1 protein-coding gene is annotated in these 1,326 nt (G+C 42.5%); it reads left to right on the top strand.

What is annotated here, in order from left to right; all coding sequences use genetic code 11:
• Positions 1-1,095 (top strand): thiamine pyrophosphate-binding protein (locus VXQ92_RS18375; protein WP_416682774.1); only part of this gene is annotated, 1,095 nt, incomplete at its 5' end.
• Positions 1,096-1,326: the final 231 nt, after the last annotated feature.

Genomic DNA, 1,326 nt, shown 5'->3' with positions numbered 1-1,326 from the left:
AAAGCACTTGAATTGCCACAGGCAGAGCAAGCTGAAATTGATCTTCTTGTAAGCGAGATCAAAAAAGCAAAACGCCCGATTTTCTGGATTGGTGGTGGAACTTTAAATAGCGTTGCCGAAGTGAAAGCAATTGCAGATTTAGGTATTCCAGTTGTTTCCTCGACTCATGCTCGTGGGGTATTGGCAGATGATCATCCACGTAGCTTAGGTGCGTTCCATAACTCGGCAGGCGTTGAGCAATTATTAAAAGATGCTGATCTGATGGTGGTGGTGGGTTCTCGTTTACGTAGTAATGAAACCAAAACTTATTCGGTTGAATTTCCTGAAAACATTATTCAGGTGGATGCCAACCCAGTGGCTCAGCAACGTAATTACAAAATCCGCAACTTCATTTGTGGCGATGCCAAAGATGTCTTAACACGTGTGTTAGAACAGCTTCAAGGAACTTCAAAAATCGATGCCGATTACGATGCTGCTGTTGTGGCTGCTAAACAAGCTGCAATTGATGCACTGCGCAAACAAATCGACCAGTACGCTTTAATTTGTGATCACTTACGTGCAGCTTTACCTCAAGATGGCATTTTTGTACGTGACATCACCATGTCGGGTAGTACTTGGGGCAGTCGTTTATTCCCGGTACAATCACCAAACCAAAACATCCACTCGCTTGCGGGTGCAATTGGTTTAGGCCTTGCAACAGCAATCGGTGCTTCGATTGCTAACCCTGATAAAAAAGTAATTGGTTTAGTCGGTGATGGCGGCTTAATGCTTGGTATTGGTGAAATTGCAACTATGGTGCAAGAAAACACCAATATGGTCCTAATGATTATGAATGACAGTGGTTATGGCGTAATGCGTGGCATTCAAAATAACTACTTTGGTGGTCGTCAGTATTTCAATGAATTGCATACACCAGACTACAAACTCCTTGGCGAATCAATGGGTGTGAAAAGCTGGAAAGTCGGTAGTGCAGATGAGTTTAAAACGGTTATTCAAGAGGCTGTCGCTTTTGAAGGACCAACTGTAATCGAGCTCGATATGAACTCGATTGGACCATTAAACTTCGCGGGCCCACCGCAAAAGAAACTGTATTAACCAGTTTGGATGGTTTAGTACATATGCGATGGGAGCTGCTAAGCCATCCTTTTTTTAGATAAATTTTTTTGTCTAAAAAACAATAAAAACGAAGTTTTACAGGTAAAACAAATAAAGTTCCAGCAGGACGCGGGAACTCAATCAAGGATGTAGAGATGAAAAAGACTTCATTGATCATGGCATTCATTGCACCGCTTACGCTGGGGGTAAGCGTCAATGCATTTGCAAAAG

Source organism: Acinetobacter sp. 228, assembly GCF_048147885.1.
This window is presented reverse-complemented; position numbering and strand designations above follow the sequence as displayed.